Origin of the sequence: Streptomyces sp. NPDC088197, from assembly GCF_044741185.1 — a bacterium.
Taxonomy (GTDB): Bacteria; Actinomycetota; Actinomycetes; order Streptomycetales; family Streptomycetaceae; genus Actinacidiphila.
In genome coordinates this window covers 266962-287953 of record NZ_JBIUSD010000007.1, presented here as the reverse complement: position 1 = coordinate 287953, position 20992 = coordinate 266962, and the positions used below count along the sequence as shown (strand labels likewise).

Sequence of the window (20992 nt, the reverse complement as noted above, 5' to 3'; positions counted from 1 at the left end):
TGACCGATGCGATGAGGCGACCGCAGGTGTGCGGTCGCCGTGGGACCTCGTGTCGGTGCTATGTGACCGGACGGCAGGGGACAGCAGCCCGGTCACGACTCAAAGAGGCGGTCGGCTCCGGGGACGCTTGGATCCGGCCGCTCTGCGAGAACCCACATTACTCATGTACGGCTCCCGGCACGGACTTCCCGTCCACGATCGGGTGACACAGCGCGTGCCCGTGCGCACGGGTACGCGTCGGCGCGCGCGGACGCGTCACCCGAACGCGTCAGTCACCGCAGTCAGTTCAGGCAGTTCAGCCGGTTCAGGTAGTTCAGCCGGTTCAGCCGGTTCAGCCGCGTCACTCTGCCGCGGACCTGGGCGGGACCGCGGGGACCGGCAGCAGCGGAAGCCGCAGCGCGCCGAAGGCTCCCTCCGGCACCACCGGGGCGGCGGGCCGTACCGCGGCGATCCTGCGGTAGCCCTCGCCCTGGGCCGGACGCGGGTCCGCCTCGCCCTTGTTGGGCCACAGCGACATCGCGCGCTCCGCCTGCGCGGTGATCGTCAGCGACGGATTGACGCCGAGATTCGCCGAGACGGCCGAACCGTCGACCACATGGATGCCCGGGTGCCCGTAGAGCCGGTGGTACGGGTCGATGACGCCGTGGTCCGCGTCCTCGCCGATCGGGCAGCCGCCCAGGAAGTGCGCGGTCATGGGGCGTTCGGTGGCCTCGCCGACATTGCTGCCCGCGAAGCCGTTGATCTCCTCGGCTATCAACTCCGCGGCCCGCGCGCCCTCCGGGATGTGCGTCGGGTTGGGAGCGCCGTGACCCTGACGGGCCGTCAGCAGCCCTTTGCCCAGGCCCTTGGCCTTGCGGTAGGTGGTCAGCGAATTGTCGCTGGTCTGCATGACCAGGCCGATGATCGTCCGCTCCGACCAGTGGAAGTTGGACAGCGAGCGGAGGCCGACCGCCGGGTGGCGCAGGTAGTTGACGGCGAATTCGGCCCAGCGCGGCACCTTCCCGCCGTACGGCGCCGCCATGATCGACAGATTCCCCATCGCGTTGGAGCCCTTGCCGTAGCGGACCGGCTCGATGTGGGTGTGGTCGTTGGGGTGCACGGACGAGGTGATCGCGACGCCCTTGGTGAAGTCCAGCGCGCGGTCCGGGTGCCGCTTGCGGTAGCGGCGGGTGGAGGTCTGCGCGCCCACCAGCGCCTCGGAGTTGGTACGGGTCAGCTCGCCGAGCTTCGCCGAGATGCCGGGCAGCCGGCCGCCGTCGCGCATCGCGTGCAGCAGCGTCTGCGTCCCGTACGTGCCCGCCGCGACCACGACCTGACGGGCCCTCAGCACCGCCCGCTCGCCCTTCTTGCGCTGGTCGGTGGGGACGGCGGTGACGCGGTAGCCGCCCTCGGGGTCCTCGGTGAGGTCGGTGACGGTGGTCATCGGGTGGATGACGGCGCCCGCCCGCTCGGCGAGGTGCAGATAGTTCTCCGTGAGGGTGTTCTTCGCGCCGTGCCGGCAGCCGGTCATGCACTCGCCGCACTCGGTGCAGGCCCGCCGCGCGGGGCCGGTTCCGCCGAAGTACGGGTCGGGCACCTCGCCGCCGGGCGCCGCCTTCGACGCGCCGCCCGCGTCCTGGCCGTCGCCGAAGAACACCCCGACCGGCGCGAGGTGGAAGCTGTCGCCGACGCCCATCCGCTCGGCCGCCGCCTTCAGGTGCTCGTCCGAGGGGGTGAGCGTGGGGTTGGTCCGCACCCCGAGCATCCGCTGGGCCTGGTCGTAGTACGGCGCCAACTCCTGCTGCCAGTCGGTGATCGCGCCCCACTGGCGGTCCTCGAAGAACGCCTTCGGGGGCACGTACAGGGTGTTGGCGTAGTTCAGCGAGCCGCCGCCGACGCCCGCGCCCGCCAGCACCAGGACGTTGCCGAGGACGTGGATGCGCTGGATGCCGTAGAGGCCGAGCGCGGGCGCCCACAGGTAGTTGCGGACGTCCCAGGAGTTCTTCGGCAGTTCGTCGCGGGCGAAGCGGCGGCCGGCCTCCAGCACGCCGACCCGGTAGCCCTTCTCGGTCAGCCGCAGCGCGGAGACGGAGCCGCCGAAGCCGGAGCCGATGACGACGACGTCGTAGTCGTAGCCGTCTTCCTGTGACACGTGATCCTCCGTGCGTCGGTGCGGGACTCGTCCGGTCCGGCCGGGTCGGCGGGCAGGGCGTGGGCGGGGCGCGGGCGGCGGGCGAGGGCCGGGCAGCGCGCGGGCGGGCGGGGGTCAGCGCATCCGCAGGGCCTTCATCGCCTTCAGCGAGACGGTGAGGAACTTCGCGTACGTCTCGTCGGTCATGCCGAGCGAGGGCGCCATCGGCAGAAGGCGCTGGGTGGCGACGGTCTGGGCCTCGGTGTGCTTGAGGATGCCCTCGGAGCCGTGCCTGCGGCCGAGCCCGGAGTCCTTCATGCCGCCCATCGGCGCCCGGACGCTGCCGTACGCGGCGGCGTACGCCTCGTTGATGTTGACCGTGCCGGAGCGCAGCCGGGCCGCGATCCGCGCGCCGCGCCGGGTGTCCTTGGTCCACACACTGGCGTTGAGGCCGTAGTCGGTGTCGTTGGCGCGCTCGATCGCCTCCTCCTCGTCGCGGAAGCGGTAGACGGACACGACGGGGCCGAAGGTCTCCTGCGCGCAGACGGCCATCGGGGCCTCGACGCCGTCCAGGATCGTCGGCTCGTAGACGTACGGGCCGATGTCGGGGCGGGCCCGGCCGCCGGCCACCACCGTGGCGCCCTTCTCGCGGGCCTCCTCGACGTGCCGGACGACGGTCTCCAACTGCCGTTCCCCGGCCAGCGATCCCATGCCCGCGCCGTACGCGAGGGCCGTGCCGAGCCTGATCGCCTTCGTGCGCGCGGCGAACTTCTCCAGGAACGCGTCGGCGACCGACTCGTCCACCAGCAACCGCTCGACGGAGACGCAGAGTTGACCGGCGGAGGCGAAGCAGGCGCGGACGGCGCCGTCGGCGGCTTTGTCGAGGTCGGCGTCACGCAGCACCAACAGGGGGTTCTTGCCCCCGAGTTCGAGGGAGGCGCCGATCAGCCGGGCGGCGGCGCGCTGAGCCACGTCGCGGCCGGTGCGCGTCGAGCCGGTGAAGGACACGTAGTCGGCGTGCTCGACCAGGGCCGGGCCGACGACCGGGCCCTCGCCGATCACGATCTGCCACACGTCGCCGGGCAGCCCCGCCTCGACCAACTGCTCGCGCGCCCACAGCGCGGTCAGCGCGGTCTCGGTGTCCGGCTTCATCACCAGGGCGTTGCCCGCCACGAGTCCGGGCAGCGCGTCGCCGACGGACAGCTCCAGCGGGTAGTTCCAGGGCGCGATCTGGCCGACGACACCGCGCGGCTGCCGCAATTCCACGGCCTTGGTCAGCGTCGGGATGGCGCCGGTGTGCCGCTTGGGCTTCAGGTACGCGGGGGCCTTGCGGCCGTAGTGCCGGGCCGCCATCGCGACCACCTGCACCTCTTCGTGCGCGTGCATGCGCGCCTTGCCGGTCTCCACCTGGATCAGGTCGAGCACCTCGGCCTGCCGGGCGAGCACCAGGTCGTGGAAGCGGAGCAGGACCGCCGCGCGCTGCCGTACGGGGGTGGCGGCCCACGCCTTCTGCGCCGTGCGGGCGCGCGCGAACGCCTCCGCGACCTCCTCGGGCGTGGTCTCCGGCAGCTCGGCGAGCCTGTCGCCGGTCAGCGGGGTGTGGCTGGCGGTACGGCCTCCCCCTGCTTGCCAGCGGGGGGACCCCCAGCCGATGACGTCGCGGGTGAGGCGGGCGACCAGATCGGGGGTGACGACGTCCTTCGGGCCGCGCGCCGTGGTGGGCGCGACCGGGTTTCCGTCGGTGGGGCCGTCGGTGGGGCGGCCGTCTGCGGGGGGCGTGCTGCGCTCCAGCGAATCCGTCATGCCGGTGAGATTACGACCGTCCGGCACCGATTGGATACCCGTGAGTAAGTATTTTCCTCGTGATCCGTGCAACTAAGCCAGCAATCGGTGGCGTCGTACGGATCTTCGCAGGTCACGCGGGTTGCCCGGAGGGGCAGTGGCGGCAGGCGCCGGGTGCCCGCGGGGCGCGTACGTGTCGGTGGAACATCAGTGCGGACGGAAGGCGGCGCGCGCCGCGTCGAAGGTGTCCCGCGCCCGCTCGACCTGCTCGATCGGCGCCGACAGCCACATGTCGTACATCCGGCCGCCCTCCGTCCAGCACAGGTCGAACGTCCGGCGCGCGCCGTTGCCGTCCGCGAAACCGTCGTACGTGAACTGCCACAGCGCGGCGGGCCGCCCGCGCTGCGTGGTCTCGGTGATCACGCCGTCCCGGTACCCCGGATAGACACTGCCCGCCCGGGGACCGGCCAGATCCTGGTCGCGCAGCACCGCGTACGGGCCGCGCGGGTCGGGCGACTGCTCGCGCTCGCCGAAGCGGAAGGCGCGGTCGGGCGACCAGTAGTACACCCGCAGGACGCCGCTGCTGTCGCGCTGCGCGTCGCGCACGTATCCGGCGGGCAGCGCCAGTGAGAAGCCGGTCGGATCGGTGACGCGCTCGTACCCGGCCGGGAGGGCCGGGGTCGTCGGCGGGGGTGTCGTCGGGCTCGGCGTCGTGGGCGGCGGGGTCGTGCCCGTCACCGGCGCCGTGCTCGGCGGGGGCGACGCGGCGCGGGCGCCGCCGTCGTCGTGCCGGACGACCAGCACCGCGGCCAGCGCGCCGCCGCCGACCGCGAGGGCCGCCACGCTCACGGCGGCGGCGAGGACACGGCGCCTGCGGCCCTTCGGGCGGGGGGTCGCCCGCGGCTCGGGCTCCGCGTCACGCGGGGGTTCGGCCGCCGGGACCACCGGTACGTGCTGGGCGGGCGGCGGCTCACCGGTCTCCGCGTACGCCGTCAGCAGCGTCTGCGCCCGCGCCGCGCCCATCCGGCGGCCCGGGTCCCGGTCGAGCAGCGCCGTGACCACCGGCAGCAGCGGCTCCGCAGCCTCGGGCGTCCTGATCGTGTCGATCGCGACCGCGTGCACGATCTCGCCTATCGACTCGCGGTGGAACGGGGACTCGCCGTCCACTGCCGCGCACAGCAGCGCGCCGAGCGACCACAGGTCGGACTCCGGGCCCGCCGCACGGCCCGACATCCGCTCGGGCGAGGTGTACTCCGGCGACCCCACGAAGGACCCGGTCTCGCTGATCGTCGCGCTGCCCGCGACCCGGGCGATTCCGAAGTCCGTCAGCACGACGCGTCCGGTGCCGCGCTCGATCAGCACGTTCGCCGGTTTCACGTCACGGTGCTGGACCTCGCTCGCGTGCGCCGCCCGCAGCGCGCCCGCCACGGCCGCGCCGATCCGCGCCGCCTCCCGCGGTTCCAGGGGGCCGTCCTGTGCCAGCACGTCCGCCAGCGAACGGCCGTCCACCAGCTCCATCACGATCCACGGGCGGCCGTCCTGCTCCAGCACGTCGTACACGACGATCACATGCGGGTGCCTGATCCTGGCCACGCTGCGCGCTTCGCGCAGTGCCCGGTCCTGGCCGCCCTCGGGCAGGTGCAGTTCCTTGACCGCCACCGGTCGGTGCAGCAGTTCGTCCTCCGCCCGCCACACCGTCCCCATCCCCCCGCGGCCGAGCCGCCCCGTGATGCGGTACCTCCCCGCCACCACATCCCGAGGCTCCGCCTCCGCCGTCCACCCCCCGTCACTCCCCATACCCCCCAGGCTATCCACCCTCCCCACCCCGGCCCACCCTCCAGGGCCCCCGCCCCGAACAGCCCCTCCCCGCAGGGCGTGTTCCTCAGGGGCGCGGGGGGACTTCGCCTAAAGACAAGGTCCGGTCTACCGGCGAGAAGTCGCTCTGAACAGGCAAAATGAGGCATTCGCGCTGGTCAGTTGGGGTGCGCGCATTGCTGGGTGCGCGTGCGGGCTGGCGGTTGGGCGGGGCTTTGGGCGGGAGCTGCCATGGGGCGAGAGATCGGGGCCCGTAAGCTCGCGCGACTCGGGCAGGCTGTGGACCTGCCCGCAATAGCCCGAAGTGGGCCCCGATCTTAGAGGCTCGCCCCATGGTGGCTGCCTAAAGCCCCGATCAGCCGCCCATCAGCCGTAGCTGCTTGAACCGGTGTGCGGTCCGTCGACGGCAACATCTAGTGCTACAGGCCGAGGCGGTAGAAGACCTTCCCCGCCTTCTGTTCCACGCCCAGTGCCTCGTAGAACGCGAGGGCCGGGGGGTTGTCGGTGTCTGCCGTCCATTCGATCCGGGAGCACGCGGATTCGGCGGCGATCCTCTTCAGCTCAGCCAGCAGCGCACGACCTACGCCGCGACGCTGAGCGCTCTCGCGTACGTAAAGCTCCTTGAGGTACAGCGACGTGTCCGCGCCCGCTGCGGGCCAGAGGAACGTGTAGGACGCGAGCCCGACGACGTTGCCGTCATTCCGGGCGAGGAGAACGGTGGCGGCGGGCCTGGAGGAGAACAGGGCCCGGCGGATCTGCTCGGGATCGGCGGCGGTCGGCTCGCCGCCGTAGTAGTGCTCTATCTCTCCGAGGATCACGGAGATTTCATCCGTGTCCGCCTCGGTCGCCTCGCTGATCTGCACCGCGCCCGCCCTTTCTCACTCCGAAGGTTGCGCGAGGATCTCACGCAGCGCCTTCACCTCCAGCACTCTTCGAGCCTCCGGCACCCTATCGGCGACATCTCGGGCGCGGCACATGATCAGTGCGGTCCTGTGCTCCTCGGGCAACTCGACCACGGTGTTCATGGCCTGTTCGGCGGCCGAGGCGGGATCGCCCGCAATCGCCGTGCACATGGCCAAGTCCAGCCGGACGAGAGCCCGGTCCGTGTGATCGGAGCATGGGTAGAGATCGAGAGCGCGGGTCAACTCCGCGCTGGCACGGTCGGTGTCTTCAAGGTGCGTCCAGGCGTTCCCGGCGTGGAAGGCCATCTGCGATTCGGAGTAGCTGAACGCGGACTCCTCCCGGTCTTCGTCCGGAAGCCGGTTCAGCGCATCTTGAGCATGAGCCAGCGCCACCGCCGTGGCGTCGGGTCGGGAGAGCAAGGCGTGGGCACGTGCTTCAAGCGGCGCGGCGAGAGCAGGCCCGACGCAAGGGAGGCCACCGGCCCAATGCTGGGCCCGTACAGCCAGTTCGACCGCCCCGTAGAGGTCACCGCTGTAGTAGAGCTGGTACGCCTCCTGCGCGTAGATCCACGAGAGGGTGGCCCGGTCTTCGGCGGACGCCGCTGCGGCACGCCCCGTGCGCCACCAACTCTTCGCTCGCTCGTCTCCCATCTTGAGCAATGTCAGGGCGACGAGACCGGACATACGTGCGGCGGCGATGGTGAGCCGCTTACGTACGCGCTCCGACTGACGCCCCGTCATTAAGAGGCGGAGATCTGCGAAGTCGGTGATCAGATCTGGCAACAGCTCGGACTCCGGACGGTATCGGGTGGCTCTGCCGTGGCGTGCGACCGTCCATTCCACCTCGTCCAGGCTCACACCTGAGAGGGGACCAGCGGCGAAGGCTTCGTGCAGCCCGCGTTGCAAGGAGTCCGCTTGCTCAAGTGACGACGGACCGGACTCCGCTTCGGCCAGGACCACCAGCTCTCCGTGTGCCTCCAACGCCCGATCAAGTGCCGCCGCTGACTGCGCGGTTGGCTTGCGCCGACCGTTTTCGAGATCAGACACCTGGCTCTTGCTGACACTTGCTAATCGGGCTACGTCTCGAAGCGACCGGCTTCCGCGAAGCCGCTTCAACGCCTGACCGAATGACTCGCTCATGAGTCCTCCGCTGTCCGCTGTGTCCGCAGAGGTGCGGACGAGCGCGGACACGTAACTACTGCACCGGACTTTGCCGACAAGCAACGCTACTCGGGTCAGGACGTGCAGGCCGCGCTCCTGGCGGATTCGCCGTACGACCCCCGCAACCGCGTGAACGGTCCGGGGGCGTGGCCAACCTGAGAGAGCAGGCTGACATGCGTGAGTTTAACCGGCGTTCGTTCGTGTGGGTGGGGGCAGTGCGGTGACGTTGACTGTGCCGCCCGCTGCGGAGGGGCGTTCCCTGGTCGTGAAGCGGTGGGCCCACCATCCGAGGTGTGTACCGGTGGCTCGGCATGAGCTGCGGGGGCATTTGGGAGCTTGGGGGATGCCCACGCTCGCCGACCGCGCTGAGGTCGTCCTCTCGGAGTTACTGACCAATTCTCTGCGCCATGCGCGTTCTCCGCAGGGGCGGCTGATCGAGACGCGGTACGAACGCCTCGACGGCGGCGTGCAGATCGAGGTGCATGACGCCAACGAGTCCTGGCCCGTACTCCAGGAGCCGTCGGCGGACGCGGAGTGCGGCCGGGGGCTGGCGCTGGTGGACGCGATTACCGGGTCACGTTGGGGTGTGAGCGCGCGAGAAGGGGTCGGAAAGCGGGTATGGGCGGTGGTCGCGCAGGACGACGCGGACGCCGAGGGCGAGGTGCCGGGCCGGTGAGCGGAATGAAGACCGTCTCCCGTGGCCCTGCCGCCGAAACCGACGTTCCCGCACGCCCTGGCCGGACGTGGGAGATCGCCAGCACGGACAACTACACCGCCACGGGTTACCTGCCGACCTGGGCCGAGGACGATCCGAGCACGTCCGGCGTATCGCTCGCACGGCTCTTCGTCCTGCTGGGAGACATGTGCCACCAGGCTCACTTCGACGGTCAGCGGATGCGCGTCGCGCATGCCCGCGAACCGGGCGAGGAGTCGGCGGTGTTCAGCGGGACCATCGACTGCACGCCGTACGCCGAAGACACTGCGGGGCGTCTTCCGGTGGCGAACGTCTGGATCGTTGACGACTACTGGGTCAACGGGCTCGATCCGACCGGCCTGGCGACGTTCGCCGCCCAACTGCGTGCTCAGGCCGACTACCTCGACCGCGAGGTATACCCCCTGCTTGTGGCGGCGCGTGCGGAGTGGACCGCCCGGCATGCGGGCCCTCCCAGTCGTCCGCCCAAGCGATGATGTGACCACCGACTCTCGCCGCCGCCTTGAGGTCCTGAGCCTCCGGCCTCTCCGGCGACGACGTCGCGTCCTTCTTCCGGCTCAGCCTGCGCACCGCCACCAGACACTTCCCACACCCGTCATAAGCCGTCACCGGCCCCGCCGGAATCCGCGCCCTCCTACCCCGACCACGACCGCGGCCGCCCGCACGGCCCCCGCCGCCGTCATCGCCAGCAATAGCCGTCGCGTACATGCTCTCCATGGTCCGCCTACCCCTCCCGCACGTCACGTGCGTTCTGAGGAATCCCCTCCGGGGAACTGCGCGAGCAGCCGCTGGCAGTGGCGCGGGCGAAAATCCCGCCCCAGCGGGGCAGTTCGGTTGTCTCCGGACCACCGGCCGGTGGTGGGTTGCTCGCGCAGTTCCCCGCGCCCCTGACGGGGCGGACTCAACCGCGCCAGGTGAACGGGCCGGGGCGGCGAGACCTTGGCGTGGGGCGGGCGTCAGCTCGCCGCGTAGGTTTCGACGGCTTTGTCGAAGGCACGCTGGACATCGGCGCGCCGAGCGTCCGGCCCGCTGACGACGACGACGTGGTAGGAGCCGTCGATGATGACGGCGAGATTGAGGGCGTAGATCTGCGTGTCGTTGGCGTCGCGGTAGCTGTACTCGCCCTCGGCGGCACTGTGCCCGCGCAGGTCGAGCGTGTGGAGACCGGAGGCGGCGGACCAGGAGGAGCCGCGGAAGGCGGCCAGTTCGGGCTCTTCGAGCTGGTAGGCGAGCGGATCGCTGCCGTGGTCGGAGACCTTGTCACGGCCGGGCACGACGGTGAGCTGGAGGTCGCTGCCGGAGTAACGGACCTGCCCCTGACCGTTCTTGCCGGAGCGCTGCCACCCGGTGTGGACGGCGACGGTGAACCCGGCGGAGTCGGTCCGCATGACGAAGTCGCTGCCGAGGTCCGGCGGCGGCACCGCCGTACTCGGCGGCGGGGCCGGCTTCGTGGTGGCCGGCTTCGTCGTCGGCGCCGCGGTCGTACGAGTAGGCGTCGGCGTCGGCTTCTTGCCGCCGCTGTGCCCGCCCGGCACCTCGGCCGGGACCGTACGGTCGCCGCCCTTGGCCCCGTTGTCCGACGTGTCGCCGTTGCCTGGCATGGCGAGCACCGCGTACGCGACGACGGCCGCGAGCACCACCAGGACCGCGATCAGCAGCCGCACGCCCAGCTTGCGCGGTGCCTCGTCGCCGCCGCGCGGAGGCTTGCGGTAGACGACCTCCTGCTCCTGGTGGATCTGCTCCTGCCGCATCTCGCTGCGCCGCGCCTGCTCGCGCTTGGCCTTGGTGACCCTGGCCTGCTTGCCGCGGGCGTGCCTGCGGTGCTGAATCCCGGCGACGTCGGCCTCGGCGGCGGCCTTGCGGCGCCGCCGCCGCACCAACTCGCCCTTGCGGCGCACGATCGGCAATTTGGCCGGATCCGTCGGCACCTGGACCATGTCGAGGCCGAGATCCGGCTCGGGCGCGGAGCGGATCAGCGACCGCAGCCAGCCGCCCAACTCCTCGGCCTCCGGCCGCTCCTCGGGGTCGGGCCGGAGCAGCGACTCGACGATCGGCCGCAGCGCGCCGCACTCCTCGGCGAAGGCGGGCGGCTCGGCGCACACCATCTGCACCAGTTCGGCGGCGCTCTCCTCGGGGAACGGCGGATGCCCCTGCACGGTACGGAAGAGCAGCGAGCCGAGCGCCCACAGGTCGGCGGCCGGGCCGACCGGCGGCGACAGCCGCCAGTTCTCGTGCACCTCGTGCGCCTGCTCCGGCGCCCAGCGCTCGGTGACGGCGCCGATGACGGTGATCCGGTTCTGCCGGGCCCGCTCCTGTTCGAGCGCGGACTCGGGGCCGTGCCACGACTGGTCCTCACCCGCGCCCGACAGGCCGCCGCCCGCGAGGACCTGGATGTGCTGCGGCACGGGGTCGTAGCCGCACAGCGCCTCCTGGGCGGCGCCCGCGGCGAGCCCGGCGAGCATCGCCCGGCCGTCGTCGCAGACCAGCACGGTGCTCGCGGTCACATTGCGGTGCGTCCAGCCGTACGCGTGCACGGCACGCAGCGCGGTGAGCACGTCGGAGGCGACCTCGGCGGCACGGTAGGCGTCCAGCGGCCGGTCGGCGAGTAACGCGGCGAGCGGCCGGGCGGACACCAGTTCGCTCGCGATCCAGAGACTGCCGCCCTCGATGAAGATGTCGAAGACCTGGACCAGGCGGGGGTGGTCGGGTATCGCCGCCGCCGCGCGGGCGGCCTCAAGGGCGCGCCGGGCGCTGTCGCTCAGCGCGTCCTGGTCGCCGTAGCCCCGGTCGTCGCCCGGGTCCTCGGCCGTGACGACCTCGGGCAGCAGCACCTGCCGGACCAGGACCTCCTGGCCGCTGTAGGTGTCGAAGGCGCGCGTCTCGACCAGTTCGAACTCGTCGGCGGGCGGCCGGGGCAGCCGGTACCGGTCGGCGAGCACGCGGCCCGCGTATTCGTCCACGACGCCCCCTCTCCGGCCCTTCCCGACCCGATGCCATCCGTGCGGGAACCCTCGCCCGCACCCCACCTTGTACCCGAAGCGGTCCGATCCGAACGGATTCCGGCTGCGGACAGTCCACGGCTACTCACAATACGTGCTGCGGAAGGCTCACTTGGCCGGTTTGAAGGTAGCGAAGAAGGTCGTGAGGGCCTTGGTGCTGGTATCGCTGGTCCACGCGTCGGCCGGAGTCGTGAACATGATGGCGTACCCGTGCTTCGGGTCCGTCACCATGCCGCGATTCAGGACGTGTACCTGCTTACCCTTCACGTCCCGCTTGTACTCCCAGTCGGCCGCGTCGTACGAGCGGTACTGCGTCTGGGCCACCTTGAGTTCCTGGTAGCCGGGCATGCCGTTCCGGCCGGACTTTGCGGTCTTCGCCGCGTTCTGCCAGTCCTTGAGCGCGCTCGGCCCCGGCGAATGCGTCCAGTCCACGAGCAACTCGCTGCCGTCCGAGCCCCGGAACTTCGAGCCGCTGCCGTACCCGTTGTCCCCCACGCGCTTCCAGCCGTTGGGCAGGGCTATCGAGAAGCCCTCGGAGTCGTCGTAGCGGTAGAAGCCCGCCGGTACGGCGTCCGAGCCGCCGGTGGCCGGCGGGGACGAGGCGGGGGTGGTCGGCGCGGAGGCCGAACCGCCCGGCGACGACGGCGACTTGCTGTCGTCCGTGCCGCCCTTGCTGTCGTCGTCGTTCTTCGCGCCGGTCGACGCGGAGGCCGAGGCCCCGCCCTTCGGCTTCGACGCCGATCCGTTCCCGCCGTCGCCGCCACCGGAGTTGGCGAGCGCTATGCCGATCACCGTGCCCAGCAGGACGATCACGATCGCCGCGGCCACGATGACCATCGTGCGGCGCGGTACGACGTCGGTGAGCGACGCGCGCGGCGGGGCGGGCGGCGGGACGGGGCCGCCCGGCTCAGGGGCGGCGGCCGACGTCGCGGGCTTCGCGGGGATCTTGGCGGCGGCGGCCTTGCGGACCGAGCGCAGCGCGTCGCGCACCCGGGCCTGGTCGGCGGCGGCTTCGCCTCCGGCGGTGGGGGTCCCCCCGCCGGAGGCAGCGGGAGCGTCGGTCGGGGTGGGCTGCGGGTCCACGTTCAGCACGACGGTACGGGCGTCGGAGGTGGGCGGCGCGACCGGGCGTTCGGGGGCGTGCGCGACGGTGGACAGCAGGGCGTACGCGGCGTCGTGGTCGAGGCGTTGGGCCGGGTCCTTGACCAGCAGGCCCTTGATCGCCTCGGCGAGCGGCCCGGCGTTGGTCATCGGCCCGACCGGCTCGGTCATCACGGCGGTCAGGGTGGCGATGGCCGACCCCTTGTCGTAGGGCGGGCGGCCCTCGACCGAGGCGTAGAGCAGCGCGCCGAGCGACCACAGGTCGGCGGGCGGGCCCGGCTTCTGGCCGCGCGCGCGTTCCGGCGAGATGTACGAGGGGGCGCCGACGAGCATGCCGGTGGAGGTGACGGACGGGTCGCCGTCGATCTGGGCGATGCCGAAGTCGCTGAGGACCACGCGCCCGGCGCCGCGGCCCGCGGGGTCCGAACCGCGGTCGGCGAGCAGGACGTTGGAGGGTTTCACGTCGCGGTGCAGGATGCCGGCGTTGTGGGCGGCCTTGAGGACGTCGAGTATGACGAGGCCGACCTCGGCGGCGCGCTTGGGCGTGAGCGGGCCGTCCTCACGGATCGCGTCGGACAGCGAGCGGCCCTCGACCAGCTCCATGACGATCCACGGCCGGTCGTCCTCCTTGACCACGTCGAAGACGGTGATCGCGCCGGTGTTGCGAATCCGCGCGGTGGCCTTGGCCTCGCGCAGGGTCCTGGTGACCAGGCGCTGCTTCTCGTCCTCGTCGACGTTGCCGGGGAAACGCAGCTCTTTGACCGCGACGGTACGGCCCAGCGTCTCGTCGACGGCGCGCCACACCGTGCCCATGCCGCCTTTGCCGAGGACTTCGCCGAGGCGGTACCGGTCGGCGAGCACGCGTCCGTCGGTACTTTCGACCTCGCTCATGGGATCCCTCTGGAGTGCTGGACGTGTAAACACCCATCATCCCCGAACGGGGGACGCGGAAGCGAACCCGGCTTATGGGTTCGATAGCCGGAAACCGGCCACAGCGTTCGTGAACACCGGTCGGTAGGTGTCCCATTCGGCGTCCGGAGCCGACAGGTAGACCGCGTACTCACGACCACCCGGCTTGCCGAATCCGAGGTCGATCGCATGGAACTTGCGGACCGAGCCCTGGAAGGTGAACTCCCACAGCGCGGCGGGCATCCCCAACTGCACGGTGCGGATCATCCGTTCACGGTGGTACTCGTCAACCTGCTCCTGGGTCTGCGGCTCCAGAGTCAGCCAGTGCTCGTACGGGTCGTCGCTGCCGAAGTCCAGCGAGCTGATCTTCAGGCCGATCTTGCCGGTCGGGTCGATGAAGTCGACCTCGTCACCGTCGTTCTTGACCTGCCGCGTCCAGCCGTCGGGCACCGGCACCGCGTAACCGTGGTCGGCCTCCGTGACCAGGTGGTAGCCGTCGGGGACCGGCGGGGGCGGCGCCGTGGTGCTCGGCGTCGGACCGGCCGAGGACGTGGTGCCGGTGGGCGGTGTGCTGACCGCCGTGGTGGGGCCGGGGCTCGCGTCCGTACCGGAGCCGCCGTTGTGGATGACGGCGAAGGCGGTGCACGCGGCCACGAGGGCGAGGACGGCGACGCCCGCGATCCACGCTCCGGTACGGCGGCGCGGCCGTTCGGGGCGGTGCGCGCCGGAGTGCGGGCCGGTGTCGGGGCCTGAACCGCCCGCGCCCGTACCGAAACCGGCGGCCGTTCCCGTACCGGTTCCCGTGGAGTAGGGCGGCGGGGGCCCGAAGGAGTCGGCGTACGGAGGGGAGTGCGCGCCGCCGGGGGGCGGGGCGCCGGGCACCTGGGTCACGGTGGCGGTCCGGCCGTCGCCCGCGGGGTAGGTGAACCGGTCGGTGTCGACCTGCCCGGTGTCGGGTTCTGCCAGCGGAATCCGCAGCAGCCGCTCGGTCTCGGCCGCGGACAGCCGCTCGGCCGGTTCCTTGGCGAGCAGCCCGGCGATCACCTGGGTCAGCGCGCCCGCGTTGGCGGCCGGCAGCACCGGCTCCTCGGCGATGGCGTACGCGGTCTCGATCGCGGTCGGCCGCCGGAAGGGCGACTCGCCCTGGACGGCCTGGTAGAGGGTGGCGCCCAGCGCCCACAGGTCGGCCTCGGGTCCGGGCAGGGCGCCCCTGATCCGCTCGGGCGACAGGAAGTCGATGGAGCCGATGAGTTCGCCGGTCCGGGTGAGGGTGGAGGTGCCGGACGCCTGGGCGATGCCGAAGTCGGTGAGGACCACGCGCCCGCTGCCGTAGCCCTGTTCCGCGGAAGCGCCCTCGACGGGCGCGCCGCCCTCGACGCCGAGCAGGACGTTGCCCGGCTTGACGTCGCGGTGCAGCACTCCGGCGCGGTGCGCGGCCCGCAGCGCGGCGACCATGCCGCGGCCGATCCTGGCGACTTCGGCGACCGGCAGCGGTCCGTGCTTCTTGAGCTGTTCGCCGAGCGTGACCGACGGGACGTACTCCATGACGATGGACGGCAGTCCCTCGTCGTCCACGACGTCGTGCACGACCACCACGTTGGGGTGGCTGATCCGGGCGGCGGCGCGCGCCTCGCGGCGGGTGCGTTCGAAGAGGGTGGCCAACTCGTCGTCGTGCATGTGCGGCTGGGGCGGGTGCAGCTTCTTCACCGCGACCTGCCGGCCGAGGAGTTCGTCCTCGGCCCGCCACACGGTGCCCATGCCGCCCCGGCCGATGCGTTCGAGCAGCCGGTACCGGCCCGCGACCAACCGCCCCTCGTCGGCCTGTCCCGTCATCTCGCGCCCTTCCGCCCGCTCCCCCGACGCGCGCCGCGTCTCCCCCGAGACGCACCGTGCCTAGAGGGGAACGATATCGGGCGCGCCCAGCCTGGCCGCATCCGCGGTCAGATCATCGGGCTGGAGCTGCGACTCGCGCTCGGCCTCCACGCGCTTCTCGTAGTAGGCCACTTCCTTGTCGATCTGGTCCTTGTCCCAGCCCAGGACGGGTGCCATCAACTCGGCGGCCTCGCGGGCGCTGCGGGTGCCGCGGTCGAAGGTCTCGATCGAGATCCGGGTCCTGCGGGCGAGCACGTCGTCCAGGTGGCGGGCGCTCTCGTACATCGCCGCGTAGACGATCTCGGCCCGCAGGTAGTCGTCGGCCGAGGTCAGCGGGGCGCCCAGCGACGGGTCCTCGGCGATCAGCGCGAGCACCTCCTCGGCGAGCGAGCCGTACCGGTTGAGCAGGTGCTCCACCCGGGCGACGTGCAGTCCGGTGCGGGCGGCGGTGCGGGCGCGGGCGTTCCACAGCGCGTGGTAGCCCTCGGCGCCGACCAGCGGCACATCCTCCGTGCAGCACTCGGCCACCCGGTGGTCCAGGCCGTGCACGGCCTCGTCGACCGCGTCCTTGGCCATCACGCGGTACGTCGTGTACTTGCCGCCCGCGACCACCACGAGTCCGGGCACCGGGTGCGCCACGGTGTGCTCGCGCGAGAGCTTGCTGGTGGCGTCCGACTCCCCGGCCAGCAGCGGACGCAGGCCCGCGTAGACGCCCTGGACGTCGTCCCTGGTCAGCGGGGTGGACAGCACCGAGTTGACGTGTTCGAGCAGGTAGTCGATGTCGGCGCTGGACGCCGCCGGGTGGGCCTTGTCCAGGTCCCAGTCGGTGTCGGTGGTGCCGATGATCCAGTGCCTGCCCCAGGGGATGACGAAGAGCACGCTCTTCTCGGTCCGCAGGATGAGCCCGGTGGTGGAGTGGATCCGGTCCTTGGGGACCACCAGGTGGATGCCCTTGGACGCGCGGACGTGGAACTGGCCGCGCTCGCCGATCAGCGCCTGCGTGTCGTCGGTCCACACCCCGGTGGCGTTGACGATCTGCTTGGCGCGGATCTCGTACTCGCCGCCCTGCTCGCCGTCCTGCACCCGCGCGCCGACGACGCGCTCGCCCTCGCGGAGGAAGCCGATCACCCGCGCCTGGTTGGCGACCTGCGCGCCGTAGGAGGCGGCGGTACGCACCAGGGTGGTGACGAAGCGCGCGTCGTCGACCTGCGCGTCGTAGTACTGGAGCGCGCCGACCAGCGCGTCCTTGCGCAGCGCGGGCGCGACCTGGAGGGCGTGCTTACGGGTGAGGTGGCGGTGCACCGGCAGGCCGCGGCCGTGCGCGGAGGAGACCGACATGGTGTCGTACAGCGCGACGCCGGAGCCCGCGTAGAGCCGCTCCCACGCCTTGTGCTGCAAGGGGTAGAGGAACGGGACCGGCCGCACCAGGTGCGGGGCGAGGCGTTCCAGGAGCAGGCCGCGCTCCTTGAGGGCCTCGCGGACCAGCGCGAAGTCCAGCATCTCCAGGTAGCGCAGGCCGCCGTGGATCAGCTTGCTCGACCGGCTCGACGTGCCGGACGCCCAGTCGCGGGCCTCGACCAGACCGGTGGACAGGCCACGGGTGACGGCGTCCAGCGCTGTTCCCGCGCCGACCACCCCGCCGCCCACGACCAGCAGGTCCAGTTCGTGCTCGGCCATCCGGGCCAGTGCCCCGGCCCGCTCGGCGGGGCCCAGTGTTGACGTACGCATCCGTGTGCCTCCCATGGTGGCGGCGCTCTCGCGTGCCGCCGCGGTGGATAGCCCTCCACTCGATAGTGACCGCCACCGCCGCGAGCGGCCACCCTTGACCCGCCGTCGAGGGGGGTGCCGGGGCGCGCCCGCGGTGCGGCGAGGCGGTGAACGCCCTGCGGGCAGGGCGTCCGGGCCGTCCCTCTCCTACCCGGCGATCCCGTGCCTCTTCTGCCCGTAACCCGGATGACTGCACGGCGCGCCGTGCGGTCATATCAGTCATTTGTCTGGTTAGCCTGATTTAAAGCCATCCGTGGAGCCATCCGTGGAGTCCCCGTGGTGGTCGCAAGGGAGAGGACTGAACCGCATGCCCGCAGACCTCGCAGTGCTCGGACTCGGCCGCACCGGACTTCCCCTCGCCCAGGCGGCGACCGCCGCGGGCGTCGGCGTCATCGGCTACGAACCCGACCCGGCCGCCGCGGCCGACATCAACGCGGGCCGCGTACCGCCGGGCACGCTCGCCGCCGCCGACCTGCGCCGGATGCTCGCGGGCGGCTTCCGCGCGACCGCGGACCCGGCGGTGCTCGGCCGGGTCAGGACCGCCGTGATCTGCGCGCCCACCCCGCTCGGCGAGGACCGCGCCCTGGACCTGACGGCGGTGTCCGCCGCCGCCCGCGCGCTCGCCGGGCACCTGCGCCCGCACACCACCGTCGTCCTGGAGTCGGCGGTCTACCCCGGCACCACCGAGGGGTTCCTGCGCCCGCTGCTGGAGGCCGACGGGCTGCGCGCGGGCCGGGACTTCCACCTCGCCTACTCCCCCAGCCGCCTCGACCCCGGCAACCGGGACTTCCACCTCGCCAACACCCCCAAGGTGATCGGCGGTTGCACCCCCGCCTGCACCGAGGCCGCCGCCGCCTTCTACGGCCGCTTCACCGAACGCATCGTGCGCGCCCGCGGCCCCCGCGAGGCCGAGGCGGTCAATCTGCTGGAGACCAACTACCGGCACGTCAACATCGCCTTCGCCAACGAGATGGCGGTCTTCTGCCACGACCTCGGCGTCGACCTGTGGGACGTGATCCGCTGCGCCGAGACCAAGCCGTTCGGCTTCCAGGCGTTCCGACCGGGACCCGGCGTCGGCGGCCCGGCCGCCGCCCTCGACCCCAACGCCGTCCCGCTCTTCGCCGCCATGCCCGCCCAGGGCCAGGTCCGCATGCTCGGCCACCCGCTGCGGATGGTCGAACTGGCCCAGGAGGTCAACTCCCGCATGCCGCGCTACGTCGTCCAGCGCGCCGCCGCGCTGCTCAACGAGCACGGCAAGTCCCTGCGCGGCGCCCGCGTCCTGCTGCTCGGCGTCACCTACAAGGCCGACCTGGCCTCCCAGGAGGGCGCCCCCGCCCGCGAGATCGGCACCCGGCTCATCGAACTCGGCGCGCAGCTGTGCTACCACGACCCCTACGTACCGCAGTGGCGCGTTCTCGACCGTCCGGTGCCGCGCGCCGACTCCCTGTGGGAGGCCGCCTCCGAGGCCGATCTGACGGTGCTGCTCCAGCACCACCGCACGTACGACCTCCAGGGTCTGGCGGTCAAGGCGCAACTCCTGCTGGACACAAGGGGGGCGACGCCCGCGGGCGCGGCGGCGCGGCTGTAGCGGCCCGCCGCGGCGGGGTTCCCGATCCGCGTGTAGTGGTCATGTAACGACCGGAAGAACAACTTGTCCGATTGTCACCCCCTGCTGCTAGATTTCGGCGTCCATCGTCGAATGCCGTATCCCGGGGGACCCCATGAGCGCCAACTACCCGCCGCCGCAGCAGCCGCAGCAGCCGCAGCAGCCCGGTGGCCAGAATCCGTACGGACCGCCGCCGGGCGCCGGATACGGCTACCCGCAGCAGCCCCAGGCCCCGTACGGCCAGCAGCCCCAGGCGCCCTACGGTCAGCAGCCCCAGCAGCAGTGGGGCGCGCCGCCCGCGCCCGGCGCCTTCAACCCGGCCGCCTACCCGCCGCCGGCGCCGGTCGCCCGCCGCGACAACCCCGGACTCGGCTTCCTGGTCGGCCTGCTGGCCGCGATCGTCGCCGCGCTCGCGTACGGCGGCATCCTGCGCGCGCTGTCCAGCGACGACGGCAGCACCCACGAATTCCGGCTGATGGCGATCGGCGTCGGCGCGCTCGTCGGCCTCGCCGTCGGCAAGGCCGGCGGACGCAACCCGGCCCTGCCGTTCGTGGCCGTCCTGCTCGCGCTGTTCGCGGTCGTCTTCGGCGAACTCTTCGGCGGCGCCCTGGTGATCAGCCACTACGTGTCGGGCCAGGGCGGCTCGATGCCGGTCACCGACATCTTCTTCCACCACTTCGGCGACCTGCTCGACTCGTGGAAGCAGGACTTCAGCTTCATGCGCTTCCTCTTCCTCGCCGTCGCCGCGTTCATCTCCTTCGGCGTCGCGAAGCACGCGGGCGACAACTGACGACAACCGCCCCGGCGCGGTGACGCGTACCGCGCCGTGACGCGACGAGGGGCCGTACCGCCTGCGCGGTACGGCCCCTCGTGCGTTCTCCGGCGTGTGCGGTCTAGGGCGTGTCCGTAAAGTCGCGTCGTCCGCCCGGAGGGCGGGGCTGGCGGTGTCTGGTGCGTGCGATCGCAAGGCGGAGGGTCGTCCTCATAGTGGGCCTATTCGGATGAGCCCGACAACGCAGCGAGCGTGCGTGCCAGGCGCCGCCAGCCAGGCGAGACTTTACGGACACGCCCTAGCGGTGGTGGGTCGGGGAGACCGTCACCTCGACGCGCTGGAACTCCTTCAGGTCCGAGTAGCCGGTGGTGGCCATCGAGCGGCGCAGGGCGCCGAAGAAGTTCATCGAGCCGTCGGGCGCGTGGGACGGGCCGAGCAGGATCTGCTCGGTGGTGCCCGCGGTGCCGAGGTTCATCCGCTTGCCGCGCGGCAGTTCGGTGTTGACCGCCTCCATGCCCCAGTGGAAACCGCGGCCCGGCGCGTCGGTGGCGCGGGCCAGCGGGGAGCCCATCATCACCGCGTCCGCGCCGCACGCGACCGCCTTGGGCAGGTCACCGCTGGCGCCGAAGCCGCCGTCCGCGATGACGTGCACGTACCGGCCGCCGGACTCGTCCATGTAGTCCCTGCGGGCGGCGGCGACATCGGCCACCGCGGTCGCCATCGGCACCTGGATGCCCAGCACATTGCGCGTGGTGTGCGCGGCGCCGCCGCCGAAGCCGACGAGGACGCCCGCGGCGCCGGTCCGCATCAGGTGCAGCGCCGCCGTGTACGTGGCGCAGCCGCCGACGATCACCGGCACGTCGAGTTCGTAGATGAACTGCTTGAGGTTCAGCGGCTCGTGCGAGCCGGAGACGTGCTCGGCGGAGACCGTGGTGCCGCGGATCACGAACAGGTCGACGCCCGCGTCCACGACCGCCTTCGAGAACTGCGCGGTGCGCTGCGGCGACAGCGCGGCGGCCGTCACGACGCCCGCGTCCCGGACCTCCTTGATCCGCTGCCCGATCAGCTCCTCGCGGATCGGCGCCGCGTAGATCTCCTGGAGGCGGGCCGTCGCCCGGGTGTCGTCCAGCTCCGAGATCTCCGCGAGCAGCGGCTCCGGGTCGTCGTACCGGGTCCACAGCCCTTCGAGGTTCAGCACCCCGAGGCCGCCGAGGTTCCCGATCCTGATCGCCGTCTCCGGCGACACCACCGAGTCCATGGGCGCCGCGAGGAACGGCAGCTCGAAGCGGTACGCGTCGATCTGCCACGCGATCGAGACCTCCTTCGGGTCCCGGGTGCGCCGGCTCGGCACGACGGCGATGTCGTCGAACGAGTACGCCCTGCGGCCTCGCTTGCCCCGACCGATCTCGATCTCTGTCACGTCCTGCGCCTTTCTTTTGACCTGCGGCCCCTCAGTATCCCCGTTCGGCCCGCGGGCGGCCCGT

Annotated in this window: 14 protein-coding genes; 4 read left to right on the top strand and 10 right to left on the bottom strand. The window is 72.0% G+C overall.

What is annotated here, in order from left to right; translation table 11 throughout:
• Positions 1 to 340: 340 nt before the first annotated feature.
• The 5 genes from ACIOC1_RS19620 to ACIOC1_RS19600 all read right to left on the bottom strand — a co-directional run bounded on the left by ACIOC1_RS19620 (position 341) and on the right by ACIOC1_RS19600 (position 7749).
• Positions 341 to 2131 (bottom strand): GMC family oxidoreductase N-terminal domain-containing protein, encoded by a 1791-nt coding sequence (locus ACIOC1_RS19620; protein ID WP_401855607.1) that lies wholly within the window; start codon positions 2129 to 2131, stop codon positions 341 to 343.
• A gap of 114 nt (positions 2132 to 2245) precedes the next feature.
• On the bottom strand, positions 2246 to 3913 hold the full coding sequence (locus tag ACIOC1_RS19615; protein ID WP_401855604.1) for a succinic semialdehyde dehydrogenase: 1668 nt from the start codon (positions 3911 to 3913) through the stop codon (positions 2246 to 2248).
• Positions 3914 to 4099: 186 nt separating this feature from the next.
• A complete protein-coding gene (locus ACIOC1_RS19610; RefSeq protein WP_401855602.1) occupies positions 4100 to 5644 on the bottom strand; it encodes a serine/threonine-protein kinase in 1545 nt (514 codons plus the stop codon).
• 482 nt (positions 5645 to 6126) lie between these two features.
• Positions 6127 to 6570, bottom strand: a complete 444-nt coding sequence (locus tag ACIOC1_RS19605; RefSeq protein WP_401309303.1) for a GNAT family N-acetyltransferase — start codon at positions 6568 to 6570, stop codon at positions 6127 to 6129.
• 15 nt (positions 6571 to 6585) lie between these two features.
• Complete coding sequence (locus ACIOC1_RS19600) at positions 6586 to 7749, bottom strand: helix-turn-helix domain-containing protein (RefSeq protein WP_355336809.1); 1164 nt, start codon at positions 7747 to 7749, stop codon at positions 6586 to 6588.
• Positions 7750 to 7972: 223 nt separating this feature from the next.
• Here ACIOC1_RS19600 and ACIOC1_RS19595 point away from each other — a divergent pair, with 223 nt between their 5' ends.
• Together ACIOC1_RS19595 and ACIOC1_RS19590 are read left to right on the top strand one after the other, a co-directional pair.
• Complete coding sequence (locus ACIOC1_RS19595; protein ID WP_401855599.1) at positions 7973 to 8446, top strand: ATP-binding protein; 474 nt, start codon at positions 7973 to 7975, stop codon at positions 8444 to 8446.
• A 5-nt stretch (positions 8447 to 8451) separates the two neighbouring features.
• The gene (locus ACIOC1_RS19590) at positions 8452 to 8958 is read left to right on the top strand and encodes a DUF6907 domain-containing protein (RefSeq protein ID WP_401855794.1); all 507 of its coding nucleotides are present in this window, start codon (positions 8452 to 8454) and stop codon (positions 8956 to 8958) included.
• A 480-nt stretch (positions 8959 to 9438) separates the two neighbouring features.
• Here the strand turns inward: ACIOC1_RS19590 and ACIOC1_RS19585 are convergent, their stop codons facing one another.
• The 4 genes from ACIOC1_RS19585 to ACIOC1_RS19570 form a co-directional block, all read right to left on the bottom strand.
• Positions 9439 to 11442 carry a protein tyrosine kinase gene (locus ACIOC1_RS19585; RefSeq protein WP_355336806.1) on the bottom strand — a complete coding sequence of 668 codons (2004 nt, stop codon included), beginning with the start codon at positions 11440 to 11442 and terminating at the stop codon, positions 9439 to 9441.
• A 147-nt stretch (positions 11443 to 11589) separates the two neighbouring features.
• On the bottom strand, positions 11590 to 13473 hold the full coding sequence (locus ACIOC1_RS19580; RefSeq protein ID WP_401855597.1) for a serine/threonine-protein kinase: 1884 nt from the start codon (positions 13471 to 13473) through the stop codon (positions 11590 to 11592).
• Between the two features lie 72 nt (positions 13474 to 13545).
• Entirely contained in the window at positions 13546 to 15324 is a 1779-nt protein-coding gene (locus tag ACIOC1_RS19575; protein WP_401855594.1) for a serine/threonine-protein kinase, read from the bottom strand.
• A 60-nt stretch (positions 15325 to 15384) separates the two neighbouring features.
• On the bottom strand, positions 15385 to 17091 hold the full coding sequence (locus ACIOC1_RS19570) for a glycerol-3-phosphate dehydrogenase/oxidase (RefSeq protein ID WP_188281981.1): 1707 nt from the start codon (positions 17089 to 17091) through the stop codon (positions 15385 to 15387).
• A 346-nt stretch (positions 17092 to 17437) separates the two neighbouring features.
• Here ACIOC1_RS19570 and ACIOC1_RS19565 point away from each other — a divergent pair, with 346 nt between their 5' ends.
• Entirely contained in the window at positions 17438 to 18718 is a 1281-nt protein-coding gene (locus tag ACIOC1_RS19565) for a nucleotide sugar dehydrogenase (RefSeq protein ID WP_355336803.1), read from the top strand.
• A gap of 133 nt (positions 18719 to 18851) precedes the next feature.
• On the top strand, positions 18852 to 19526 hold the full coding sequence (locus ACIOC1_RS19560) for a hypothetical protein (protein ID WP_401855591.1): 675 nt from the start codon (positions 18852 to 18854) through the stop codon (positions 19524 to 19526).
• A gap of 280 nt (positions 19527 to 19806) precedes the next feature.
• Here ACIOC1_RS19560 and ACIOC1_RS19555 read toward each other — a convergent pair whose 3' ends face one another.
• A complete protein-coding gene (locus ACIOC1_RS19555) occupies positions 19807 to 20928 on the bottom strand; it encodes a GuaB3 family IMP dehydrogenase-related protein (RefSeq protein WP_355336800.1) in 1122 nt (373 codons plus the stop codon).
• Positions 20929 to 20992: the final 64 nt, after the last annotated feature.